This window comes from Enterococcus sp. AZ163, from assembly GCF_050498925.1.
Lineage (GTDB): Bacteria > Bacillota > Bacilli > Lactobacillales > Enterococcaceae > Enterococcus_A > Enterococcus_A ferrettii.
On the sequence record NZ_JBIPAO010000003.1, the window covers coordinates 465,444 to 484,329 of the forward strand.

The following is an 18,886-nucleotide window of genomic DNA, read 5'->3' on the forward strand; positions in this document are numbered from 1 at the left end:
CCTATTTTAATTTACTAGTATCCTTCGCTTTATTAAACCAGTAAAATAGAAAAGTGACAACAATACATAAAATACCCAAAACGCTCCAATATGTTTGATTCATTTCTCCTGTATTGGGATATTTTTTATTGGCACTAGTATCTGTAGTAAATTTACCTAAACTATTCGTTTTTGGTAGCTCTTTGTTGTTTTGCATTATAGTAGCTTTCTCACTAAGTTCAGCAAATCTATCAAAGCTATAAATATAAGTGACTATCTGTTCCTGATCAGTAAAGACACCAGTGGGGTTTCCCTTGACTTCTTTAAAGGAGTATCCATCAATATCTAACTTTTTAGTCGTATAACTCTCGCCAATGTTACCGGAAAACACTTCATTTTCATGAATGGATTTTCCATCGGTATCTTGATATTTAGCGGTGACCTCTTTACCTAAGATAGAAGGAATATCAGAATTTTTGTTATAGATATAAGTGACTATCTGTTCTTGATCAGTAAAGACACCAGTGGGGTTTCCGTTGATTTCTTTAAAGGAATATCCATCAATATCTAACTTTTTAGTCGTATAGCTCTCGCCAATGTTACCGGAAAACACTTCATTTTTATGAATGGTTTTTCCATTGGTATCTTGATATCTAGCGGTGACCTCTTTACCCAAGACAGAAGGAATATCAGAATTTTTGTTATAGATATAAGTGACTATCTGTTCTTGATCAGTAAAGACACCAGCGGGGTTTCCATTGATTTCTTTAAAGGAATATCCATCAATATCTAACTTTTTAGTCGTATAACTCTCGCCAATGTTACCGGAAAACACTTCATTTTCATGAATGGATTTTCCATCGGTATCTTGATATTTAGCGGTGACCTCTTTACCTAAGATAGAAGGGATATCAGGATTTTTGTTATAAATATAGGTGACTTCTATGGGTTCGTTATTTTCAATAGATCCAACTGCATTTTCAGGTAGTTCAGTATCTTCTAGAGTATAACCAGGAATATTAAGTTTGTACTCTGGTGTTGTTACATCATACTCTTCACTAACATTTCTGTCAGTATTTTCTACTGGTTCATGGATTTTATTTCCGTCAGTATCTTGGTAATTTACTATGATTTTGGCAGGAACAGGTTCCCATACATGTGTATCTGCCCATTCTTCTCCTACGGTGTTATTATTAACTTTTGAACTCATAAACTCAGTAGCTGTCCATCGTTTACCTGTAGGACGATGTTCTGTCCCATCCCCGACAGCTCGCCAAAAACCGGTATAAGCAGGATTGTCTTGTGGCGGATCAGTCAATAATTGCGCTGTGCTTGTTTTATAATTAGGACCTAAAACCAATTTTTTTAAGCTCCAACAAGCACCAAAGAACCCCGATTGATCTGAGTCATAATTAGTTAAATCCCATGTAGACAAATTTAATTCTTGCAGATTGAAATCACCAGAAAAAACACTATCCAATCGTCCGTAACTAGTAGAGTTATTTGAAATGTCAACATTCTCAATATTTTCTATGTGTTGCACATTGGTCCAAAACGCGAATAAATAGCTCGCAATTCCCTGAATAGTTAAAGGGCCTTCTATTATAATCTTCGTAACTTTTTCAGGGTCAAGACCTCTTTCATATAAATGGTTCACTAAACTTTGAGGTTTAACAATCGTACCTCCAGGAACGTAAAGTGTTGTTCCATCACCTGATAGCTTCAAAATTAACTCCGAATCTACAAGACCGCCCTGTTCGTCATCATAGTATTGCCATGGGAATGATTGGTCTTCATTTTCTCCAGTTGTCGTATTTATTTTTGCATTTTTGTCAATGTCTTCTTGCTGCTCGGAATTATTGACCGGTTCTGTGTAGTTAATTTCTGGTATGCTGGATATTTGCTCCGTAGAGAGTAAATATCCAGCATACACTTTTTCTGAATTATTCTCTTTCTCATTCGCCAGAACTACCCAAACATTTTGAGTCATCATGCTAAAAATACCGCATATACCTAAAAATAAAAATAATATCTTTCTTTTCACTTTATCAATAGCACCCCTTTTATCATCAATGGAAATATTTATATAAAATTATATAGGCGCCACATAGGAACGAAAATAAATGGACTTTGTAAATTAATGCAATATATCTGGCACCTAAATAACATATGGTATTCATTCTCTTTATTCTAATTCCAGCACGACACTAGGTACTTGATTGCCATAGTCCTTATCGCGGGTTAGACAGTCTAACACAATCTTCAGCGAATCCTCTTGACTGCCTCCACTTGTAAAATAATCTGGTACGGCCGCCAGTATTCATTCTCTAAGACAATTTTTATTCTTCCTCGTAGCGAGATGACCAGTGGGACTTCCATCCTTATATAAAACACATCATCTTTTGAGAGCAGACAGATCAATCTGAGTTTGCTTTGCGGTACTTGTTAGACCAATTTTGTGGTTCAATCTCAAACAATTCTCTGGACTGAGTTTCACTCTTCTCCCGTGAAAAAGTCCCTTATCTAGGATTTAATTATTTCCTTATCATAGATAGGGGAGTATATCACAATCAAAGAATCTTTTTTTATTTTTTATTAATTGATAGTAAGGATACTAAATAACTAGGGCTTTTATCACTATATGAGTATACATTAATGTTTGTTTTGTATCAATAAGTTTATTTATTTCGGATAAAAAAACAGAAACGTTAATTTCGGATAAATTTATATCTTTATTTCCATCCCTCAAAAATGAACCGTTAAATTAGGAGGAATTATCCATGTCAAAAAAGATGGGAATAGTTATAGAAGAAAAAAATGAGCATTGGAAGGAAGATATAAAAAAATGGAAATCAGCTGGGGAAATTCAGTATGGCTATGTTTGTGTCCACAGTTATGCGGAAATAAAACAACAATTGCATAGAAAGAAAGTCCATTATGGATCACTCATTGCTGAGAGTGCATCACTAATAAGAAGTTTTGCTTGTTAGGTCTGGAAAAAGATAGTTGGTTCTCAAACAGTCTACTTAAGCAACTTATCTTTATAAATCTCAATGAGTATATTTTTAGGATTGGTTTAGCTTGGATAATTTATTAAATTGAACATGAGGGAATAGAAGACGAAGGATTGGCGAGTGATGAATATGAGGGAATTGCTTTAATTATTGTAGATGAAATTGATCGGTTAAACCTTCAACACTTCAAACAGTTATGGAATATCTACGATTAAAATGATAGTACTGTGATCTTAAACAGTACACCCAGTATAGAAAAACGATTAAGCAGACTTCTTCAACTCTATTCGAGAATCCATTTTGCACACGAATTTGATAGTTATGGATGGTTTGAACCTCTTCTGTCTTATCTGTTTATTTAGTTAGTTGAAAAATGGGTTAGCATCATCGAATTTTTCGTAGAGAATTTTAAGTTAAAAATTTGTATAGCAAAAAACTGTCACATTATTCTGTTAAGAAAATTGTGACAGCTTTTGTTCGAAAATCTGTTGCAATTAGTTTTGGTAAAGGGTTCTACGATTCTCCCCGAAATAAATTCTTTATTAATTTCCAGAGGTTTCTTTATGGGTTAAATCAGTGCTAGCAGCTGCTCGACAGATTCTTTTGTGGTCGCCCACGAGGTAGCAAAACGCACGACCGTATGAGTATCATCATACTTTTCCCAAAAAGAAAAGCGAACTTGTTGCTGTAAAGCCTTCAACTTTTCGTTTTCTAGAATAATAAACTGCTGATTCGTTGGCGAATCAATTAAGGTTTGGTAACCTTTTTGCGTAAAGCCTTCCTTCAATAATTGCGCCATTTCAATCGCATGTCGACTAATATCAAAATACAAATTATCACTGAACAAGGCTAAAAATTGAATTCCCAATAAACGGCCTTTGGCTAAAAGCGCCCCGTGCTGCTTAATAATAGAAACAAAATGCTTCGGCAAATTATTCTTGGTGAAAACCAATGCTTCGCCACATAAAGCACCGACCTTAGTTCCGCCAATATAGAAGACATCACATAGACGCGCAATATCAGCCATCGTTACATCTGTTTCCTCACTCATCAATCCATAACCCAAACGAGCCCCATCCAAATAAAGTGGAATCTCAAACTCTCGACAAGCTGCTGAAAGTGATGCAAGTTCTTCCATCGAATAGAGGGTGCCATACTCAGTTGGATGAGAAATGTAAACCATTCCGGGTGCCACCATGTGTTCGTGGTTGCCATCGGCGTAAAAAGTTTCCACGTAGTCTCTGACCTGATCGGCATTAATCTTTCCTAAGTTATGGGGCAGCGTTAATACTTTATGGCCGCAAAATTCAATTGCTCCAGCTTCATGAGTGCTGATGTGTCCGGTATCGGCTGCCAAAACACCTTCATAATTTTTCAAAAGTGCAGTAATCACAATCTGATTGGTTTGCGTTCCACCGACTAAGAACTTGATCTCTGCTTCTGGACAATCTAATTGTTCTTTGATTTTCTCTTTCGCAAGTTGAGTAAAGGTATCAGTTCCGTAACCAGATTCCTGCTGCATATTGGTTTCTAGTAATAGCTTCAGCACCATTTCGTGAGCACCTTCAGAATAATCGTTTTCAAATGATAGCATTACATTTCCTCCATTTCGTTGGGAACTACTTGATTCAAAATTGTTTCAATCGTGCCCATAGCTGTTTTCAGCTGAGTAATTTCCTCGGCATCCAAGGAGTGAAGCAGCTCTAAGATCTGCTTATCCGACTGCTCTTCAATGAAACTGTTCAGAGTTTCTCCTTTATCAGTAAGAAACAGCCGAAAAATTCGTTTGTCCGCCGGATCGTTTTGTCGCGTAATATAGCCGACTTTTTCCAACTTATTGACTATGCGGCTTAAATAGCTGCGGTCCATTCGCATGAATTTTGCTAAATGATTGGCGGTAGTACCTTTGTTACGGGCAATCTCACCAAGAATCCGCATTTCAATCATGGAATAGTCCAGATTAAAGACTTTCTTGTCAAATACGCCTAGAATCCGAGTATAGTAGCGATTGAACTGCCGGATATTTTCAATAGTCACGGTTATCGCTCCTTTTGTGTTAGATCAAGCATAGAATTTTTAGTGGACTTTGTCAACTATTGTTTTTTGTTCGATCTAGAATGGATAGGTGTACAAGAAAAATAAGATCAAGTATCGCGGGAGGAAGAAGCTAGTTGGTTGCCGATTTATGGATATTAATTGTCATTTGATAGTGCAAGCGGTCACCTAATCGCTGTGATTGAAATAAAATTTAGCATTGGCGAGTCGAATAATCATTTAGACAACATACAACAAAACCCGACTGACAGAACAATAGCTTCCGTCAATCGGGTTTCTTCTATATAGTAATTTCGCCATTCACGGCTTCTTCCTTAAAGGTATCAATGATCGTAAGTCCCGAACTGGTTCCAATCCGTTCTGCACCGCAGGCCAGCATTTTTTTGAAGGTTTCGGCATCACGAATCCCACCTGCTGCTTTTACCTTCACCTTGGGACCAACCTGTTCCTTCATCAGCTTAACATCTTCAAAGGTTGCACCGCTTGGAGCAAAACCAGTCGACGTTTTAATAAAATCAGGTTCGACTTCTTTCGCAATTTTGCATAGCGCGATTTTTTCTTCATCTGACAAGTAGGCATTTTCAAAGATCACCTTTGAAACAACTTGATTTTCTCGGCAAACTGCCACGATTTGTGCCATCTCATCCTTCAAATAATCCCAATTTTTTGTCTTCACTTCTGTTAGGTTAATGACATAATCGATCTCAGTTGCCCCGAGTTCAATCGCATTTTTTGTTTCGAAAACCTTCGCAGTAATAGAAGTTTGTCCAAGTGGAAAGCTGATGGCTGCACCAATTTCAATATCACTGCCAGCTAAATAGTCACGACAAAGTGCGGATTGTACCTGATTAATTGCTACCATTTTAAAGTGGTAAGCTTTTGCTTCTTGGCAAAGGGTCTTCATATCCTCCCGGGATGCGTAAGGTTTTAAGTTGGTGTGATCAATCATTTGTGCTAATTGGTCAATTGAATAAGTTGTCATGCTTTTTCCTCCTTTATGTTATTACATAAATGATCATAAAGTAGAATTTGACAGTTGTCAAGACAAAAAATAATTACATTTAGATGTTGACATCGCTTTCTTATCAAGGTATTATTTGGATATGCTTTAAAATGTTATTACATAAAAGGAGATGAATCAGCAGAATGCACATTATGTTAGTTACACATGGTATGTTTTGTCAAGGTATATTGAACAGCTATCAAATGATAGCCGGAATCAATGAAAAGATCCAGGCTATCAGCCTAACAGATGAGGGAATAGGAACGTTTACTCAAATTTTTCAACAGAAAATGGATGAACTGTCAGAAAAAGAAGTGTTAGTTATTACTGACATAAAGGGAGGAACACCTTATAACGAAGCTCTGAATTACTATCTTAATCATCCTGAAAGAGTCCGGGTGGTGGCAGGATTAAATCTACCGATGCTGATTGAAGCTGGATTAGCGTTGGAAACCAGCACGCTAGATGTGCTGTACGAATTAGCTTTATCAACTGGAAAAGCTGGTGTTGCGGGTATTGATGCAGATGACTCAGAAGACGACATCGAGTTTTAGCTGGGGTGAACAACTTTTTCGTTATAAGTGATAGTTAAGAGGTAATAAATAAGTGAGTAAGAGAGAAAAATAAAAATTTGGAGGTAATATATCATGACAATTACATTAGCAAGAATTGATGATCGAGTAATTCACGGTCAAACGACTACTCGTTGGACCAAAGCACGTTCGGTGCAAGGTGTTTTGGTAGTTGGCGATGACATTGCACAGGATGACTTGCGTAAGCGGGTATTAAAAGCAGCAGCAGGCAATTTAAAATTAGGTGTTTACACGACAGAGCAAGCAGTTGAAAGTATTCCTAAAGGTAAAAATTCAACGAAAGATTTCTTTCTCATCAGCAACTCTCCGCAAACCTTTGCCAAATTAGTTGAGATGGGCGTAGATTTTGGCAAGAAGCTGAATGTCGGACCTATGAACACTCGTGAAGGAGCGAAGGTATTGGGACGGACGGTAGCGATTGATCAAAAGGACTATGATGCCTTTGAATACATGGATCAGCAGGGAATTGAGATTGGCTTCCAGCTGCTGCCGGATGATGAAACGAAACCTTGGAGGGTTATGAAGGAAAAATACAATTCGTTAAAGGATTAACTACAGGAATGAGGAGGAAAGAAGATGGAAGGAAGTTTGTTTTTACCAGCACTGTTAACGGGAATTTTTTGTTACTTAGGAGCGATTGAAAGTCCTTGGTTATTCGGTATGAGCGGCGGGTTTTACGTGGTTGGTCGTCCGTTAGTTGCAGGCTTGTTGACGGGAATTGCCTTTGGTGATGTGCAAGCAGGTGTCTTGTGCGGTTTAGCAGTTCAGGCAGTATTCATAGCAAACCTGTCAACTGGTGGAGCTACTAATAGTGAGATCACCTATGCGGCATACGGCGGTATCGGTTTAGCCTTGGCAACTACTAAGGATCCGGCCGTGGCAGTAACATTATCGATTTTAATTGGCCAAACCTTCGGACTTATTTTTTATAATACTCGGATGGCCTTATATTCTTTCTGGAATACGCGTGCCCAAAAAGCAGCGGAAAACATTGATGATCGCGGAATTACATTGAATCATGTAGTTTATCCTCAAATTACGACGTTCCTTTTACGAGCGGTACCAATTTTTGCGGCAATTTTCTTCGGCCGAGGCTTAGTAGACTGGCTGCTGTCAAATGTACCGCAAGTAGTTACAGATACCATCTCGGTTTTAGGTGGGGTGCTGCCGGCTTTAGGAATTGCAATGTTGATGGGGATTGTTATCAAGGATAAAATACATTTAGTCTTTTTCTTCGCAGGTTTTGTTTTAATGGCTTTTGCAAAATTAAACATGATTGCGTTAGTTTTCTTGGCAGCAATGGTTGCTTATATTGTTTATTTAAGCACCGGGAAAGGTTCAGGCAATGGTGGAAGCAATTCTGCACCAGTGGTTGATGCCGGACCAGCAGCGGATGTCGCATATGAAGACGATGACTTATTCTAGGAGGATAAAGTGATGGAAAAGGTTGAACAACGATTAAGTAAAAAAGAATTACGGCAAATTTGGAAACGCTGGGGTTTCACCCATTTATCTTCCATGAGTTATGAAAAACTGCAGGCACATGCCTGGGCATTTTCTTACTTACCTTTTGCTGAAAAGTATTATAAAAATGATCCTGATGCCAAACGAAGACTGCTGCTGCGTCATTCGATGTTCTATAATACTGAACCACAAACGGGACAATTAATTAACGGAATCGTGGCTTCATTAGAAGAGGAAATTGCGTTAGGCGGCGATGTGCCGGAAGAAATGCCGATCAATATCAAGACAACCTTGATGGGTCCCTTGGCCGGAATTGGCGATTCGATTATTCAAGGAATTATTGTTCCAATCCTATTATCAATCGGGATGGGCTTAGCAGCTGGAGGAAATGCACTTGGACCAGTATTTTACTTGGTTAGCTATGGTATTATCGGTCCATTAATTTCCTATCTGTGCTTCATGAATGGTTATCGTTTAGGCGTAAATGCCATTGATGTCATCATCGGTGAGAATGCCAAACGGATTACTGATGCCTTTAACATTTTGGGGATTATGGTAGTTGGTGGACTTGCTGCATCTAACATTGCTTTAACGACAGCAATCAAAATTCCGATGGGGGATGAAGTACAAAAACTGCAGGATGTTTTGGACGGTATTTTCCCTAGTATTTTACCGTTGGGAATGGTGTTGTTGGCTTGGTATTTATTAACCTCAAAACAATTGACAGCAACTAAAGTGATTCTTGTTCTGACTGTTATCTCAGCAGTTGGCGTCGTAATTGGTGTATTTTAGGAGGCTGTTATGTATATTTTAGAACCGATTTCTAAGGAAAGAATTTGGGGAACGCCACGGTTGCACCAGTATCAAGGGGACGAAGGAATCGCAAAAATTGGTTCTGTGTATTCTGCTAGTGGGATTACAGAAATCGACTGTTTAGTTCGCAATACAGACGCCACATTAAATAGGCTAATTCAGCAAGATCCACAAAAATTTGGTTTGCTGCCAGGAGAGGTTTATCCACTGATTATTTCTTTTACTGCTTGTGATGAAAATTTGAGTATTCAAGTCCATCCAACTGACGATTATTCGCAAAGTCATGAGGGGATGCCATATGGAAAAAGTGAAGCCTGGTATTTTATTGAGCCACCGGAAGCAGGCTGGATTTATGCTGAGCAGCTTGCATCAGATAAGCAGATGATTGCAGAAGCAGTCAAGAAAAAGAATTACAAAAAAGTTCTGAAGGAATACCCGGTAGCAGGTAATGATCTGATTTATATTCCGTCTGGTACGATTCACGCATTGACCAAGGGCTCACTGGTTTACGAAATTCAACAATCTACTGATATTACGTATCGTTTTTACGATTATGATCGAATAGACAGCAATGGCAAAGAACGTGAGCTGCATGTTGACGCAGCGCTGGAAACGTTGATTTTTGATCAGCAGGTAGAGAAGAAAACCTTTGAGCTTGATCAAACAGTCAGCCAAAGAGAATTCACCCTTCAACACTTGGAAGTCTCTGGAGAGGTGAAAAATCCGGCATCAATTGCCAGTATGCTGACCGTTCTTTCTGGTGAGTTGATTTTAGCTGAAAATGTTTGCCGAGCCGGTCAAAGTTTATTGCTGATGCCGGGAGAGGAAGCGATTTTACCTGGTAAAGCTGAATGTGTACTAGCCACCCCCAACCCTTATTGGCGTTATAGTTGATGTGGGGATTGTATGCTATAATAATAAGGATAATTTATTGAGGGGCAGATGATCAATGAGGATCCCATTACACAAAAAAATAAGTGATGATTTGTTGCAAAAAATCAAATCCGGTGTTTATCCTGAAAATGAGCTGATTCCCACTGAACATGAGCTTGTTGAGTTGTATGGAGTTAGTCGGCCGACGATTCGTCAAGCGCTTCAGTCACTGGCTAATGAAGGTTATTTAGAAAAGCGTAAAAAACGTGGTACCGTAGTAACTAAACCGAAGTTTCAACAGGAATTTACGCACGTAATCGAGAGCTTCGATTCTGAAATGAACCGCAAAGGACTGGCGCCCAAAACAAAAATTTTAAACTTTAAAGTAACGACGGCTAGTGATGAAGTGGCCGAAAATCTTCGGATAAAAAAAGGTGACCAAGTTTACAAATTGATTCGCCTGCGATATGCAGAAGATACACCAGTAGTTTTAGTTACCAGCTATGTTCCTTATCGCTTGTTTCCTAATTTTCAACAGATTGATTTCACTCAAGAAAAGCTGTATAAAGCATTGGAGGACGCAGGTTATCCAGTGATAGCGGTTTCTCGTAAATTAGAGGTTCTTAAAGCTGATGAAACTACTAGTGATTTGCTGGATGTTGAAATAGATGAACCGTTGTTTTATTTTCACACCCAAGGCTTTAGCAACGAACGACAACCCGTCGAGTATTCTATTTCAAAATACCGTGGTGATTTGAACTATTTCGTATTTGAATTATCACAATAAAAAAGAAGCTGTTCCGCTTTGTGCTGGAACCAGTCTATTAGATCAAAATTCTAACAGACAGGTTCTAACCATATGGCGGTTCAACTTCTTTTTTTACCAGATATCATATTGTGCATTTTCTAGCCGCCAATGAGTGTGCTCTAAAAAATGACGCAGCTTCTCGCCTTGCCCTTTTTTAAACATCATAAGAATTTCCTCGTGTTCCTGATTCGTAACCAGCAACAGCTCTTTGATCTGCTCTTTTTCAATCCGAGAATATGCTTTTCCAATAAACATTTTCTTTTTACTATCGATTTCTTTCCTTAGCAATCCGTTGTCACATTTCACTGTATATAATTCATGAAATTGATGCTGTAGTTCATTGTATTTTGTATACAATTCATTGTTGATTGCAGAGTACATACTGTCAATTAAGAATTTCATCAAAGCGTAATCATCTTCTGACAGCTTATCAACGGTTAATTCAGCAATTTTCCCATCTAAAACACCAATCAGCTGATAAAGATTTTCAACATCCTTTTCCGTGTAGGTTCGTATCTTAAACCCTTTACGAGGTTCTCTTTCTAAAATATCATCTGAAGCAAGCTGCAGCAGAGCCTCGCGGATCGGTGTTCTGCTGATTCCCAAGTTGTCTACAAGGTACTGTTCAGTTAACCGATCTTTTCTTTTTAGCTTTCCTAAGGTTAGCTGCTCTGATATAAATTGGTATACTTTATCCTTTGGTTCCATAATCATCCTCCCAGCTTCTATTGTACTACAAAATAATTCTTTTTGGAAAAGGCTTGCAAACAAAAAATGTATATTGTATACTCTAGCTGTAAAATAAAAAGAAAGAAGGATGGATTATGTTTAAAAATGTTATCGTTCGTGTGCCGTCTAAAACAATCTCGGAAGGATTAACAAGTGCAGATGAGGGGAAACCAATTTATAGTAAAGCTTTAATGCAGCATGAGAACTATGTAAGCGCTTTGACTAAGACTGGCGTGAATGTGACAGTTTTAGAACCGAAGGATGAATTTCCTGATGCTTGTTTTGTGGAAGATGTAGCTTTATGCACCAGTAAATGTGCGATTATTACTCGCCCAGGAGCAATGAGTCGCCGAAAAGAAGCAGCCCTGCCGGATATGCTGAAAGCCCTTGAAAATTTTTATGAGCACATTGAATATATTAAGGAGCCAGGAACAATTGAAGCTGGAGACATCATGATGGTTGGTGATCATTTTTATATTGGCTTATCTGAGCGCACTAACCAAGCGGGAGCAGATCAAATGATTCAGATTTTAGAAAGCTATGGTTTATCTGGTCAAGCGGTTGAAATGAAAGAAATGCTTCATTTGAAAACCGGATTGGCTTACCTGGAAAATAATAATTTGCTGGTAGCTGGGGAATTCAAAACCGCACCGGAATTTGAAAAATTCAATAAAATTGAGATTGATATGGATGAAGCATATGGTGCGAACTGTATTTGGATGAATGACTATGTAATTGTGCCAGAAGGTTATCCGAAGGTTCAAGAGAAGATTGAAGCGTTAGGATACAAAGTCCTAGTAGTCGATACATCTGAGTTTCGCAAAATTGATGGTGGGTTAAGTTGTTTGTCTTTACGGTTTTAAGACGACTGCAGAGTGACGTTTATCCAAGGAGGAATGCTGGAAAAGGAGAGACAATTCTTAGCATTTCTCCGTTTTTTTACTAGGAGAGGTGAAAAAATTGGAAAATTCAGAGGAAAAGATTGGTCTTTTTCCCCTAATTGGTATTATTGTCAGTGCGATCGTTGGTGCCGGTATCTTCAATTTGATGAAGGAAATGGCCAATACTGCTTCAGTGGGAGTGACAATTATCGGTTGGATTATTGCCGGAGTTGGGATGGGATCATTGGCATTTTGTATGGAGAATTTGAATAACAAACGACCGGATTTGGATTCTGGTATTTTTAGTTATGCTCAGGAAGGGTTCGGTGATTATATTGGCTTCAACTCAGTTTGGGGTTATTGGGTTTCCGTCAACATTGGAAATGTAGCTTTCGGGACATTATTATTTAGTGCACTAGGCTACTTTTTTCCAGTATTCGGGAACGGTCAAAATGTCTTTTCAATTTTAGGAGCTTCCATCGTTTTATGGATTATCCACTTTATGATTTTGAGAGGACTGGATAAAGCTACCTTGTTGAATGCAGTAGTTATGATTGCAAAAATGATTCCGATTTTAATTTTTATTGTTTGTATCTTGTTTGCTTTCAATAAAGATGTCTTTTTTGAGGACTTTTGGGGTAATTTGGCTAGCAACGGCAGCAGCTCTAGTATATTCGAACAGTTGAGGGGAACCGTCTTAGTGACTGTATGGGTTTTTATTGGGATTGAAGGTGCGGTTGTCTTTTCAAGTCGAGCTAAAAAACGTAGTGATGTTGGAAAGGCTACCTTGCTAGGTTTTGCGGCGGTTACATTGATTTATGCAACGGTCACCGTTTTCTCTTATGGCATTTTAAGTCAGCAGCAGCTTCAAGCGCTACCCAATCCAGCGATGGCTTTTGTGTTGGAACACATTATCGGACGACCAGGAGCAATTATTGTCAATTTAGGTGTGATTGTCGCAATTTTTGGGGCATGGATTGCTAACACACTTTTGGCAGAAGAGGTGGCTTATCAGGCGGGAGTTCAAGGATTGTTTCCAAAAATTTTTACTAAAGAAAATGAAAACAAAATGCCGATTAACTCAACGATTATTACTAATGTCACTATTCAAGTTATGCTGTTAAGTTTCTTGGTTACGAATGAGGCGTATTCGCTGCTTTCAAAATTGTCCTCTTCCACGATTTTGCTGCCTTATACTTGTGTCGCATTATTTCAAATGAAATTAATTTGGCAATCCAAGGAGAAATCTACAATCAAAAATATCATGGTAGGAGTAATCGCGACGGTTTACATGCTTTGGCTGATTTTAGCCTCAGGTTCAACATTTATCATCTTAACGATTTTAGCTTTGTGTCCAGGATCAATTATGTATATATACGTAAAGCGGAAAAAAGAAGAACGAGTCTTTACCAATTATGAATGGGTCTTTTTCATTATGGTACTCTTACTATCTATCTACGGATTGTCTCAATTGCCTACACTGTTAGCTGCTTAAAATAATAGAAGAAAGAGGTTGAAAGTTATGCCAGTAAATTTGCAAGGGAAGAGTTTTTTGAAGCTGTTGGATTTTAGTACAGCTGAAATTCAGTACTTTATTCGATTATCAAAACAATTTAAAAACCTGAAATTAAGCCGCACACCTCATCGTTACTTAGAAGGAAAAAATATCGTGCTTTTATTTGAAAAAACGTCCACTCGCACACGTTGCTCCTTTGAAGTAGCTGGAATGGATTTAGGGATGGGGGTCACTTATTTAGATCCTGGTTCATCTCAAATGGGAAAAAAGGAAAGCATTGAAGATACTGCTCGCGTTTTAGGACGCTTTTATGATGGCATTGAATACCGGGGATTTTCTCAAGCATTAGTTGAAGAAATGGCAGAAAAAGCAGGTGTTCCTGTTTGGAATGGATTAACGGATGCATTTCATCCGACCCAAATGATTGCGGATATGTTAACAGTTGAGGAAAACTTTGGCTATTTAAAAGGTTTAAATTTTACTTTTATGGGAGATGCCCGAAACAATGTTGCTAACTCGTTGATGGTAGTCTGTGCGAAATTAGGAATGCATTTTACCGCTTGCGGACCTAAAAAATTAATGCCTGAAGAGGATCTAATTAAAAAATGTCAAAAAATTTGTCAGGAGACCCAAGGGACCTTAAGCTTTGTGGAAGATCCAAATGAAGGTGTAAAGAATGCTCACGTAGTGTATACGGATATCTGGGTTTCGATGGGAGAACCGTCTTCAGTATGGGGAGAGCGGATTAAATTGTTGGCACCCTACCAAGTGAACAAACCTCTGATGCAGCAAGCAGCAAAAGATGCTATTTTTATGCACTGTTTACCTTCGTTTCATGACCTTGAAACCGAAGTAGGTCAACAGATCCATGAGGAATTTGGATTGACCGAAATGGAGGTTTCGGATGAAGTATTTGAATCTAGTCAATCAAAGGTTTTTGATGAAGCGGAAAATCGAATGCACACAATCAAAGCCATCATGTATGCCACTTTGAAATAATGTTGGAGGGGACTATGGAAACAGTAGTAGTAGCTTTAGGGGGAAATGCTTTAGGAAATACTCCTCAGGAACAATTAAAGTTAGTGGGAAAAACCGCTGAAATTATCTTTGCGATTGCTAAGCAGGACGTCAAAATTGCGGTTGGGCATGGAAATGGACCACAGGTGGGTATGATCAATTCAGCTTTTGAACGTGAAAAGCAAGGAACCGCTATGCCTTTTCCTGAATGTGACGCCATGAGTCAAGGATATATCGGTTATCATTTACAGCAGGCGATTAAAAATCAATTGGATGCTGAAAAGGTAAAGCGAAATTGTATGGCAATTATCACTCAAGTCGTTGTCAGTACTCATGATCCTGCGTTCCAACAACCAACGAAGCCAATCGGTGAGTTTTTAAGTAGAGAAGCGGCTGAAACGATATCCAAGGAAACCGGCTTTCGATTTGTTGAAGATTCTGGAAGAGGCTATCGTCGAGTAGTCCCGTCACCTTTACCGATTGACATAGTTGAAATCGACACGGTGAAGCAATTGGTTGATGAATCTGCAATTGTAATAACAGTCGGTGGAGGTGGAATCCCCGTCGTAAAAACAGAGAAAGGCTATCAAGGAATTGCTGCTGTGATTGACAAGGATCGCTCCTGTGCCAAGCTGGCAATAGAATTATCAGCGGAAACTCTATTGATTTTAACAGCAGTAGATCAAGTATATCTCCATTTTAATAAGCCGCACCAGGAAGCACTAGGTCAGGTATCAGTGGAGGAAGTACGTTCTTATGTAAAGGCAGGACATTTCGCAGCAGGAAGTATGCTGCCGAAAATTGAAGCTGCGATTAGCTATGTGGAAGCAACTGGAGGCAGAGCGATTATTACTTCTTTAGAAAAAGCAGAAGCTGCATTAAAGGGAGGAACAGCGACAATTATTACACCTTAGATAAAAGAGAATCAGTCAGAATACATTGACCTTTCACCAGAAAACGATTACCATAAAAGATGGATAGTGACTAGTGCGACTAGGCTAAACCTGTTAAGAGAAGGCTTTCTTTGAGGCTTATTCCTTAACGGGTTTTTTCATGAATCGGGGGATTCGCGAAGTCTTTCTAATTAAATATTCGAGGTGGAGAAATGGAAAAACTAATCTTTTTAGATGTCGATGGAACGCTGTGCAATGATGCCGGCATCATTCCAGAAAGTGCTAAAGAAGCAATTAATCAAGCAGCGTCAAAAGGTCATCAATTCTTTTTGTGTACTGGGCGTTCTAAAGCGGAAATTACGCAAGAAGCATTAGATCTGCCGTTGAGTGGGATTATCGGTGCCGGCGGTGGATATTGCGAAGTAGACGATGAAGTAATTTTGCATAAGGTTTTTGATTCGACCGAATTGCTAAAGCTGATTGATTTTTTAGAAAGCAACCAGATTGATTATTATCTAGAATCAAACAACGGCTTATTTGCCAGCGAAAATTTAAAAACGACCTTAACTAACCTGACTTTAAACGGTGTTTCGGCTGATAGTGAAGAAGGTCAGGCTCGTTTAGGAAAAATTCAATGGTTCATGGATTTATTGATTGAAGACAAAGAACAAATTGACTATGCGGATGTTAACAAGGTCTCTTTCGTGAATCATTCGATTCCCTACGAAAAAATTCATCACAAATATTATGGTGACTTCCAGATGATGCGTAGTACCGTTCCAGCCTTTGGTCCAGACAGTGGAGAAATTGGGATTAAGAATATTCACAAAAAAAGTGCGATCGAGGCAGTCTTGAAGCACTTGAATAAAGATAAGGCTGATACTTACGCTTTTGGTGATGGACATAATGATGTAGAAATGTTTGCCGCAGTTGCGACGGGGATTGCTATGGGCAATGCATGTGCTGAACTATTGGCAGTTGCTGATGAAGTGACAACCTCACCGGATGAAGACGGAATTGCCTTGGCTTTGAAAAAGCATAAGCTTTCTTAAGCTTGGTGACGATAGATGAAAATCGAGTACAAGGTACATTTTTTGTATCTGGTACTCTTTTTTTTATTCAGTTTTAAAATGGTAGATGTTATAATCATATAATGATTGTAATTTCACAAGCATAGTCCTATTCAGGATGAATAAACCGATAGGAAAAGTGGAATGCGAGTGTAATACGATAAGTAGAATAATCTAGTTTTTGATAATAATAGGGTGTTTATCAGAATGGAGTATAACCTGTTGATCTTAAGTCAATGGAGTTAAATAATAAAAAAGGGGTTTTTAGGATGGAAAAAGGCAAGATTTTATTACGTTGGGGGATTATGCTGATAGCATCATTGTTCCTATTTAGTGCATGTGGAGCTGGTGCATATGATGCTAGTGGCTATGTGAAAAGTATGTTGGATACACAAACACAAGGAAAATATGATCAGTATATTGAGCTGACAGAATCTACTAAAAAAGACGCAGAGGATCTATATAATAAGACGATTGAAGCGCAAATGGACGCGATAGATGTAGATGCGCTTTCTGATGAATTATCTGGAAAATACGAAGAACTGTTCAAAAAAATATTCAAAAAAACAAAATATACAGTTGGTGAAGCAAAAAAGGGCGATGACGATAGCTTCACTGTACCAGTAGAAATCGAAACACTTCAGTTGTTCGAAGGAGTCGAGGAGAATATGGCTGCTTTTCAGGAAGAACTGACAGCTGAATTGATGGCCCAAATGGTTGAAGATGGCACTGTTCCGGATGATCAAGAGCTTAACGAAAGAGCATTTCAGCATTTGTATGACTATTTAAATGAAAAAGTAGAAAATCCAACCTATGGTAAAAAATCAACTGTTGAGGTGAAGGTTGCGAAAAACAGCGACGGTTTTTATGAAGCCGACCAGTCAGATTTGGAAGAAATCGATAACAAATTAATTGATACGGCTGATTCTGGTATTTAATAAATTAGTAGAAACCACGAAGTCCTCAAGCTTCGTGGTTTTTGAGTACAAGATAGTATACTTTTATATTTATGATAGTGAACGGTTGGAAAAGAAAGCGAATAGAATGCAAGCAGCGAACTGCTGAGACTTTCAAATTAGCGAGTCTGTTCCATAAGAAGAGCTGGGAAAGCCCTAGTCTTTGCGTTTTGATTATTCTGGCTGTTGGTCTCGCAGGATTAATCCAACAGACCGTAGTATTAAGGCTGATATTATTTATTTCTTAGCCTAGCTCATCTATTATCAAATAAAGAAGCACTTTTCCCATTGTAATCAGCAAAGTACTTCCTTTTTAAATTATCCGAACGGGACGAGCTTCAATATAACCACGATAGCCTTGGGGCTCCAATTGAACCCGTGGGGCGGCCTCATTAGACCAAACACAATTACACTGACTAGGATCATAAGTGTCGATTTGCTGCATCAAATCCACAATTGCCGCTTCAAAATACTTTTCATCATAGGGTTCTCCTTGGAAAACTAACATGGTACAGGCAGGTAAATCAATTAAGTCGAAGCCAGCTGGAACTTCGCCCTCATAATCAGCCGGTACCTCAACTCCTTGAGCATAAAGCGAAGTTCCTTTGAGGCGAAAGGAATCCGGCAACCACATGCCCACAGGTTCATAAAGTGCTTCCTTAACACTTACTAAAATACCCCACACATCACAGCCCGTTTCTTTGGCATAATCAAGATAAGAATAGGCCTTCTTTCCTCTTAGTAAAATCATCTTCCTTGTTGGATATTCCATTAAACGAACATGTAATTTTTGTGCTATCGGCAGATTCTCATGACATATTTCTTCCATTAAATAATAGCTTTCCACCGGATAAGGATGAAACAACTGTATTGGAGGAGTCTTTTTTTGATAGGCTTTCGGAGGGATGCCAAATTGTTTTTGAAAGGCCCGAGTAAAGCCTTCATGGGAATCGAAGACAAAATCCAAGGCAACATCTACCACTTTTCGCTGTTCATCTCGCAAAACTAAAGCTGCCTGAGATAAACGCAGCTTGCGAATGTATTCAAACGGGGAACTTTGAGTGTATTCTTTAAATAATTTGGCACAATGCCAGGGAGAATACCCAGCTTGCTGAGCTAACTGATGCAAAGTAAGTTCTTCATCCAAATGCGTTTCAATATATTCCTGCATGCGAGTTACTGCAGTAGCCTGTGCTAAATTTGCCATTTTATTCCTCACTTT

19 protein-coding genes and 1 pseudogene are annotated in these 18,886 nt (G+C 38.6%); 14 read left to right on the forward strand and 6 right to left on the reverse strand.

Features of this window, described 5'->3' with window-relative positions:
* Position 1: 1 nt before the first annotated feature.
* The gene (locus tag IGI46_RS23835; protein WP_429965404.1) at positions 2 to 2,023 is read right to left on the reverse strand and encodes a MucBP domain-containing protein; all 2,022 of its coding nucleotides are present in this window, start codon (positions 2,021 to 2,023) and stop codon (positions 2 to 4) included.
* Positions 2,024 to 2,759: 736 nt separating this feature from the next.
* Here IGI46_RS23835 and IGI46_RS23840 point away from each other — a divergent pair.
* Together IGI46_RS23840 and IGI46_RS23845 are read left to right on the forward strand one after the other, a co-directional pair.
* The gene (locus IGI46_RS23840) at positions 2,760 to 2,969 is read left to right on the forward strand and encodes a hypothetical protein (protein ID WP_429965403.1); all 210 of its coding nucleotides are present in this window, start codon (positions 2,760 to 2,762) and stop codon (positions 2,967 to 2,969) included.
* Between the two features lie 152 nt (positions 2,970 to 3,121).
* Positions 3,122 to 3,313 (forward strand): annotated as a pseudogene (locus tag IGI46_RS23845) (AAA family ATPase); the annotation flags it as partial.
* A 248-nt stretch (positions 3,314 to 3,561) separates the two neighbouring features.
* Here IGI46_RS23845 and IGI46_RS23850 read toward each other — a convergent pair.
* The 3 genes from IGI46_RS23850 to deoC all read right to left on the reverse strand — a co-directional run bounded on the left by IGI46_RS23850 (position 3,562) and on the right by deoC (position 6,030).
* A complete protein-coding gene (locus IGI46_RS23850) occupies positions 3,562 to 4,587 on the reverse strand; it encodes a threonine aldolase family protein (protein ID WP_429965402.1) in 1,026 nt (341 codons plus the stop codon).
* The gene (locus IGI46_RS23855; RefSeq protein ID WP_429965401.1) at positions 4,587 to 5,030 is read right to left on the reverse strand and encodes a MarR family winged helix-turn-helix transcriptional regulator; all 444 of its coding nucleotides are present in this window, start codon (positions 5,028 to 5,030) and stop codon (positions 4,587 to 4,589) included. The genes IGI46_RS23850 and IGI46_RS23855 overlap by 1 nt, the downstream gene beginning before the upstream one ends.
* Before the next feature lie 298 nt (positions 5,031 to 5,328).
* Positions 5,329 to 6,030, reverse strand: coding sequence for a deoxyribose-phosphate aldolase (deoC, locus tag IGI46_RS23860; RefSeq protein WP_429965400.1), 702 nt, complete (start codon positions 6,028 to 6,030; stop codon positions 5,329 to 5,331).
* A gap of 164 nt (positions 6,031 to 6,194) precedes the next feature.
* On the opposite strand from deoC, the gene IGI46_RS23865 reads away from it, so the two are divergent.
* The 6 genes from IGI46_RS23865 to IGI46_RS23890 all read left to right on the forward strand — a co-directional run bounded on the left by IGI46_RS23865 (position 6,195) and on the right by IGI46_RS23890 (position 10,581).
* Positions 6,195 to 6,605, forward strand: coding sequence for a PTS sugar transporter subunit IIA (locus tag IGI46_RS23865; RefSeq protein WP_429965399.1), 411 nt, complete (start codon positions 6,195 to 6,197; stop codon positions 6,603 to 6,605).
* A gap of 93 nt (positions 6,606 to 6,698) precedes the next feature.
* Positions 6,699 to 7,196, forward strand: a complete 498-nt coding sequence (locus IGI46_RS23870; protein ID WP_429974421.1) for a PTS system mannose/fructose/N-acetylgalactosamine-transporter subunit IIB — start codon at positions 6,699 to 6,701, stop codon at positions 7,194 to 7,196.
* A 24-nt stretch (positions 7,197 to 7,220) separates the two neighbouring features.
* On the forward strand, positions 7,221 to 8,069 hold the full coding sequence (locus tag IGI46_RS23875; RefSeq protein ID WP_429965397.1) for a PTS mannose/fructose/sorbose/N-acetylgalactosamine transporter subunit IIC: 849 nt from the start codon (positions 7,221 to 7,223) through the stop codon (positions 8,067 to 8,069).
* Between the two features lie 12 nt (positions 8,070 to 8,081).
* The gene (locus IGI46_RS23880; protein WP_207704710.1) at positions 8,082 to 8,900 is read left to right on the forward strand and encodes a PTS system mannose/fructose/sorbose family transporter subunit IID; all 819 of its coding nucleotides are present in this window, start codon (positions 8,082 to 8,084) and stop codon (positions 8,898 to 8,900) included.
* A gap of 9 nt (positions 8,901 to 8,909) precedes the next feature.
* Positions 8,910 to 9,815 carry a class I mannose-6-phosphate isomerase gene (locus tag IGI46_RS23885; RefSeq protein WP_429974422.1) on the forward strand — a complete coding sequence of 302 codons (906 nt, stop codon included), beginning with the start codon at positions 8,910 to 8,912 and terminating at the stop codon, positions 9,813 to 9,815.
* Positions 9,816 to 9,870: 55 nt separating this feature from the next.
* Positions 9,871 to 10,581 carry a GntR family transcriptional regulator gene (locus tag IGI46_RS23890; RefSeq protein WP_429965395.1) on the forward strand — a complete coding sequence of 237 codons (711 nt, stop codon included), beginning with the start codon at positions 9,871 to 9,873 and terminating at the stop codon, positions 10,579 to 10,581.
* 93 nt (positions 10,582 to 10,674) lie between these two features.
* Here the strand turns inward: IGI46_RS23890 and IGI46_RS23895 are convergent, their stop codons facing one another.
* Entirely contained in the window at positions 10,675 to 11,310 is a 636-nt protein-coding gene (locus IGI46_RS23895) for a GntR family transcriptional regulator (protein WP_429965394.1), read from the reverse strand.
* 116 nt (positions 11,311 to 11,426) lie between these two features.
* Here IGI46_RS23895 and IGI46_RS23900 point away from each other — a divergent pair, with 116 nt between their 5' ends.
* The 6 genes from IGI46_RS23900 (at position 11,427) to IGI46_RS23925 (ending at position 17,646) form a co-directional block, all read left to right on the forward strand.
* Positions 11,427 to 12,194, forward strand: coding sequence for a dimethylarginine dimethylaminohydrolase family protein (locus tag IGI46_RS23900; RefSeq protein ID WP_429965393.1), 768 nt, complete (start codon positions 11,427 to 11,429; stop codon positions 12,192 to 12,194).
* 97 nt (positions 12,195 to 12,291) lie between these two features.
* Entirely contained in the window at positions 12,292 to 13,707 is a 1,416-nt protein-coding gene (locus IGI46_RS23905) for a basic amino acid/polyamine antiporter (RefSeq protein ID WP_429965392.1), read from the forward strand.
* 27 nt (positions 13,708 to 13,734) lie between these two features.
* On the forward strand, positions 13,735 to 14,727 hold the full coding sequence (argF, locus tag IGI46_RS23910; RefSeq protein ID WP_429974423.1) for an ornithine carbamoyltransferase: 993 nt from the start codon (positions 13,735 to 13,737) through the stop codon (positions 14,725 to 14,727).
* A 14-nt stretch (positions 14,728 to 14,741) separates the two neighbouring features.
* Positions 14,742 to 15,659 carry a carbamate kinase gene (gene arcC, locus IGI46_RS23915; protein WP_429974424.1) on the forward strand — a complete coding sequence of 306 codons (918 nt, stop codon included), beginning with the start codon at positions 14,742 to 14,744 and terminating at the stop codon, positions 15,657 to 15,659.
* 191 nt (positions 15,660 to 15,850) lie between these two features.
* Positions 15,851 to 16,690: a Cof-type HAD-IIB family hydrolase gene (locus IGI46_RS23920; RefSeq protein WP_429965389.1), complete on the forward strand. Its 840-nt coding sequence runs from the start codon at positions 15,851 to 15,853 to the stop codon at positions 16,688 to 16,690.
* A 287-nt stretch (positions 16,691 to 16,977) separates the two neighbouring features.
* The gene (locus IGI46_RS23925) at positions 16,978 to 17,646 is read left to right on the forward strand and encodes a hypothetical protein (RefSeq protein ID WP_429974425.1); all 669 of its coding nucleotides are present in this window, start codon (positions 16,978 to 16,980) and stop codon (positions 17,644 to 17,646) included.
* 331 nt (positions 17,647 to 17,977) lie between these two features.
* On the opposite strand, the gene IGI46_RS23930 is transcribed toward IGI46_RS23925, so the two are convergent.
* Positions 17,978 to 18,871, reverse strand: coding sequence for a helix-turn-helix domain-containing protein (locus IGI46_RS23930; RefSeq protein WP_429974426.1), 894 nt, complete (start codon positions 18,869 to 18,871; stop codon positions 17,978 to 17,980).
* Between the last annotated feature and the right edge of the window lie 15 nt (positions 18,872 to 18,886).